This is a genomic window from Hyphomicrobiales bacterium, assembly GCA_030688605.1.
Lineage (GTDB): Bacteria > Pseudomonadota > Alphaproteobacteria > Rhizobiales > NORP267 > JAUYJB01.
Genome location: JAUYJB010000085.1, coordinates 1 through 5,129, shown reverse-complemented (window position 1 = coordinate 5,129; position 5,129 = coordinate 1). Strand labels below are relative to the sequence as shown.

Genomic DNA, 5,129 nt, shown 5'->3' with positions numbered 1-5,129 from the left:
TAGTCGACGCCTTGCTCGCACTGCTCGATCAGCGTGTCGCGATAAAGCTCCCAGGTGAGCTTGACCGGGTCGCCGTCGCATTTCTCCAGCGCCTGGTAGATCGGCACCGTGCCGATCGGCACCGGCGAATTGCGGATAATCCATTCGCGCGTGGTGTGGATGTTGCTGCCGGTGGACAGGTCCATCACCGTGTCGGCGCCCCAGCGGATCGCCCACACCATCTTCTCCACCTCCTCCTCGACCGAGGAGGTGACGGCGGAATTGCCGATATTGGCGTTGATCTTGACGAGGAAGTTGCGGCCGATGATCATCGGCTCCAGTTCGCCGTGATTGATGTTGGCGGGGATGATCGCGCGGCCGCGGGCGACCTCCTGGCGGACAAATTCCGGCGTGATGAATTCGGGGATCGCCGCGCCGAAGCTCTCGCCGTCGGCAAGCCTCGCCTTGGCGCCCTCCGCCGCTTGCTTGCGGCCGAGATTCTCGCGTTCGGCGACATAGATCATCTCCTTGGTGACAATGCCGGCGCGGGCGAATTCGAGCTGCGTCACGGGGTGGCCGGGAAGGCCGCGCAGGGGCTGCCGCCGCACCGGGAAGGCGCGCGCCATCTTCCTGGCGGAGACGGCGCCATTGTCCTCCGGCCTGATCTCGCGGCCGTCATAGGCCTCGACCCCGCCGCGCTCGTTCACCCAGGCATCGCGCGCGCGGGCAAGACCCTTCTCGACGTCGATCTTCGCCTCGGGGTCGGTATAGGGGCCGGAGCAATCGTAGACGCGAAGCGTCGCCGCCTCGGCGCCTTCGCTCAGCGCGATCTCGCGCAATGGCACCCGGATATCGGCCGCATGGTCGGACTGCACATGGACCTTGCGCGAGGCGGGCAGCGGGCCGGTCGTCACTTCCGGCCGCATCAGTTCGGTCTCACGGGCGTGCTTGTTCATCTCGAGCTCCGTTTCGCATTGGCCCCGGGCCAAATAGCCGAATTCGCCATCTCAGCGCGCGAACACGCGAGGCCGTCACTCTTCTCAGCATGTCGGAGAGGGGAAGCATGCGGTTCCAATCCCTTCGCCGGCATGACCCGGATCAGGTTCTAAGGGTTCGGCGCGGCGTTCACGCGGCCGTCTCAGTGCCCAAACGGGGCACACCCCTCGGAACTGACTCTAACAATGGGGCACGGCGGGCCGCGGCACAAGAGGGAAGTCGGCTTTTCCGTCCTGTTACTGGATTTGGGCGGGGGTTTTCGCCGCCTCCCAGGCGGCGAAGGCCTTGGCCATCGCAGCCTGGCCGCTGGCGCCCTTTTCGATCACGATCACGGTTTTCCGCTTGCTCTCGAACTCGGCCGGAATCACGAGCCATTCCGCGTTCTTGAGCATGGACGTGTTGTGCGCCCGGTCGGCCGGGGCGCCGGACAGGCCGATCAGATACTGGCCCGGAACGACCAGTGCGCCGGCGCCGCGCAGCGGTATCGACGAATCGCCGTTTTTGACCCGAACCATGAAGCCCGGCACATTGGTGATCAGCCCTTCCCCGCCGGCCGGAGCGTGATAGACGACATCGATCGTGTGGCTCGCCAGCAGCGACTGGTCCGCATTGGGGCGAATGACGATGCTGAGCTCCGCCGACCGGTCCGGGATGCTGACCGCGACCGCCACGCTGGTGTCGGCGCCGCTGCCGCCGAGGCTCCACAGGGCGGTGCCGGCAAACCGCTTGTCTTCATTGCCCTCCCCACCCTGCTCGACGATCAGAAAGGCGCGCTCGGTGGCAAGCGCGGCCGCCGGAACGCGGGCCTCGTCCTTGTCGGACGCGCCGGCCGCCTCGTCCCGCGGCGGCTGCGAAGCTTCATCGTCACCCGTCGACCGAGGCGCGCGCGGCTGAACCTCCATGACTTCCGTGGGCGCGGGCGGTTCGGACCGCGTCTCCGGCGCCGCGGCATCTCCCGCGGCCTCCTGTTGCACCGGCTCGGCCGGGCCTTCGACGGCGTCGATTCCCAATCGCGTCCTGACCTCGGAGATGAGGCTCGCGATCGGCGGCCTGACCTCTTCCCACCGCCAATAGGCAAGCGCGCCGCCACCGCCGATGATGAGCAGAACGAGGAGTGCGAGGAACGCTGCGCCGCCGCGCCGCTGGCGCGGTACGCCTATTCGGGCCGCCTCGTCGTCCTCGTCATGGAGATAAGGAGGCGCCTCCAGTTCCTCCATTGCCGCCAGCGGCGCGCGCGGCCCGGCGGCGGACGCGGTTTGCGCCGGCCGGCTCGCGATCTCCGTCTCGATGCGACGGACCGCGTCCTCAAACCGCGCATGCTGCTGCTGACGCGCGGCGGCGGGGGGCGGCGGGTCCAGCGCGTCGAGCTGGCGCTCCAGCATCCCGCGCGCGCGCGCATAGAGACTTGCGCGAAGCTTCGCGTCGTCGGCACGCGCTTCCGCGATGATGCTCTTCAGAATGGCGTAAAAATCTGTCATGCCCTCAGCCGCCGGACAATGACGGACACATGCGGCTGCCCGTACCTACCCGAACCCCGGAGCATTCTACGTCCACAACCGGATCATGAACAACATTTGTGTCCTCCCGCTGTGGACGTCTCAAGTTCCGCATCGCCGGCGCAACCGCAACTTTCGTCCGCTGACGCCGACCCCGCCGGGCCGGCCACGATCATCTCGTCGGCATAGGGCGCGCGCGTCGTCAAGTCAAAAGATTTGGCGCCAATTTCGACGCGCCTTCTTTCGCGCGCACGGACCGACGGCCGCCGAGCGGCCCTATCTGAGCCAAGGTCGGCGCCCGGCGCAAGGCCAATCGGCGGCTTGACGACCTTGTGAAGGGGAGTGAACGCGGCTCGAACGGCAAGGTCTAGTGTTCTGTCCCATTAATAACCTTACATATTTTAGTGACTTTTTCGAGGATGGCCTCGCTGGTTGCGGTCCACAGGAAGGGTCGGCTCTTGGCATTGTAGGCTTCAACGAAGAGCGCGATCTTGGCAACGAGATGCTTTGCGCTGAGGAAGGACGCGCGACGAATCTGGCGTTGTGTCAGGAGTGCGAACCAGCGTTCGACTTGATTGAGCCATGAGGCATAGGTCGGCGTAAAGTGCAGATGGAAGCGCGGCCGTGCGGCGAGCCATGCACGCACCTTTGGATGTTTGTGCGCGGCGTAATTATCCACGACGAGGTGGATGTCGAGCTTCTTGGCGACGTTGGCATCGATATGCTTGAGAAAGCCCAGGAACTCCTGATGGCGATGACGGGCCCGGCACTGGGTCAGAACCTGCCCATTGGCAATATCGAGGGCTGCGAACAATGTCGTTGTGCCGTGCCGGACATAGCCATGGGTGACGCCCTCGATATAGCCGAGCCCCAGCGGCAGAATGGGCTGAGCGCGCTCGAGCGCCTGAATCTGGCTCTTTTCGTCGACGCACAAGACGACGGCGTGATCCGGCGGGTTGAGATAGAGCCCGACAATGTCCTTCACCTTGTCGACGAACAAGGGATCGGTGGAAAGCTGGAAGCTCTTGGAGCGATGCGGTTGAACGCCGAACAGAGCGAGCATCCGGGCCACCGTGCTCTTCGAGAGGCCGGTGGCCTCCGCGGCGGAACGCACGGTCCAATGCGTTCCCATCGCAGGCTTCTTTTTGAGGACGGTGCGCAGAAGGTTGGCCACCGCTTCCTCGTCATGGGTTCGGGGACGGCCAGGGCGTGCTTCGCCATAGAGCCCGGCAAGACCTTGCTCAAACCACTTCTTGCGCCAATGACAGATCGTCGGATTGGTGACACCCAGCCGGCGCGCGATCGATGTATTGGCTTCGCCACCGGCGGAGGCCAGGATGATCTCAGCCCGCCGGACCAGGCCGTGTGCCGCGGAGCGCGAGCGCGCGATCCGCTCCAATTCGTCTCGCTCGCTCTCCGCAAGCACCAGTTCTCTTTCCTGAGGTCGTCCAATGCGCGCCATGATCCCCTCCCTGGCAGGAGCGAATCATGAATCCGTTCGCAAGATATGTAAATTTATTTATGGGACAGAATACTAGAGCGGTACCACCCGAGGGTAGAGCGCGCAGGAGCTTATGACCGTCAAGACCAATCCCGGCAAGTTCTTCGAGGGTTTCACCGTCGGCCAGGTGCTGCGCCACGCCACGCCGCGCACCCTCACCTCGGGCGACACGGCGCTCTACACAGCACTCTATGGCAGCCGCTTCGCCGTCCAGTCCTCCGACGTGCTCGCCCGCGCGCTCGGCTACCGCGCCGCGCCGCTCGACGACCTCCTGGTCTTCCACATCGTCTTCGGCAAGACGGTGCCGGACATCTCGCTCAACGCCGTCGCCAATCTCGGCTATGCCGAGTGCGTCTTCCACGCCCCGGTCTATCCCGGCGACACGCTGAACGCGGAAAGCGAGGTGATCGGCCTGCGCGAGACCTCGAACGGCCAAGCCGGCGTCGTCTATGTGCGCTCGGCCGGCCGCAATCAGCACGGCGAAAAGGTGCTCGACTATGTGCGCTGGGTGATGGTGCGGAAGCGCGACGAGGCCGCGCCCGCGCCCGCGCCGGTGATCCCTCTGCTTCGCGAGGCGGTGGAAGCCGACCGGCTCGGCAATGCGGTGCCGCATCTCGACGTGCAGACCTACGACACCTGGGCCTCGGGCTCGGACGACCTGTGGGGCGATTACGAGCCCGGCGAAAGAATCGACCATGTCGACGGCATGACGGTGGAAGAGGCCGAGCACATGCTGGCGACCCGCCTCTACCAGAACACGGCCAAGGTGCATTTCAACCAGTACGCGCAAGCCGACGACCGCTTCGGCCGCAGGCTGATCTATGGCGGGCACGTGATGAGCCTCGCCCGCGCGCTGTCCTTCAACGGCCTCGCCAACGCCTTCCACGTGGCGGCGATCAACGCCGGACGGCACGTGGCGCCGCTGTTCGCCGGCGACACGGTGTTCGCCTGGTCTCAGATCGTCGAAAAGGAGCCGCTGCCCGGCCGCGGGGATGTCGCCGCGCTGAGGGTGCGCAGCTTCGCGACGAAAGATATGCCCTGTAGCGACTTCCCCGGCGTGACCGAGAACGGCCACGCCGACGGCGTCATCCTCGACCTCGACTACTGGGTTCTGATGCCGCGCTAGAATGCCGCAGGCGATGTGGCGCCAAACCGGC

At 65.5% G+C, this 5,129-nt stretch carries 4 protein-coding genes and 1 riboswitch; of the genes, 1 reads left to right on the top strand and 3 read right to left on the bottom strand.

Annotated features, from left to right (window positions below):
* The 3 genes from Q8P46_09805 to Q8P46_09795 all read right to left on the bottom strand — a co-directional run.
* On the bottom strand, positions 1 to 935 hold a 935-nt coding region (locus Q8P46_09805), incomplete at its 3' end, for a phosphomethylpyrimidine synthase ThiC (protein ID MDP2620454.1).
* 101 nt (positions 936 to 1,036) lie between these two features.
* Positions 1,037 to 1,153, bottom strand: a riboswitch (TPP riboswitch).
* Between the two features lie 58 nt (positions 1,154 to 1,211).
* Entirely contained in the window at positions 1,212 to 2,453 is a 1,242-nt protein-coding gene (locus tag Q8P46_09800) for a hypothetical protein (GenBank protein ID MDP2620453.1), read from the bottom strand.
* A gap of 385 nt (positions 2,454 to 2,838) precedes the next feature.
* Complete coding sequence (locus Q8P46_09795) at positions 2,839 to 3,933, bottom strand: IS630 family transposase (protein ID MDP2620452.1); 1,095 nt, start codon at positions 3,931 to 3,933, stop codon at positions 2,839 to 2,841.
* A 112-nt stretch (positions 3,934 to 4,045) separates the two neighbouring features.
* Between Q8P46_09795 and Q8P46_09790 the strand changes: the two genes are divergently transcribed.
* Positions 4,046 to 5,098 carry a MaoC family dehydratase gene (locus Q8P46_09790; GenBank protein ID MDP2620451.1) on the top strand — a complete coding sequence of 351 codons (1,053 nt, stop codon included), beginning with the start codon at positions 4,046 to 4,048 and terminating at the stop codon, positions 5,096 to 5,098.
* Positions 5,099 to 5,129: the final 31 nt, after the last annotated feature.

Coding starts and splice junctions, on each gene's coding strand:
- Q8P46_09795 (MDP2620452.1), bottom strand. CDS start 3,933: ATGGCGCGCATTGGACGACCTCAGGAAAGAGAACTGGTGCTTGCGGAG.
- Q8P46_09800 (MDP2620453.1), bottom strand. CDS start 2,453: ATGACAGATTTTTACGCCATTCTGAAGAGCATCATCGCGGAAGCGCGT.
- Q8P46_09790 (MDP2620451.1), top strand. CDS start 4,046: ATGACCGTCAAGACCAATCCCGGCAAGTTCTTCGAGGGTTTCACCGTC.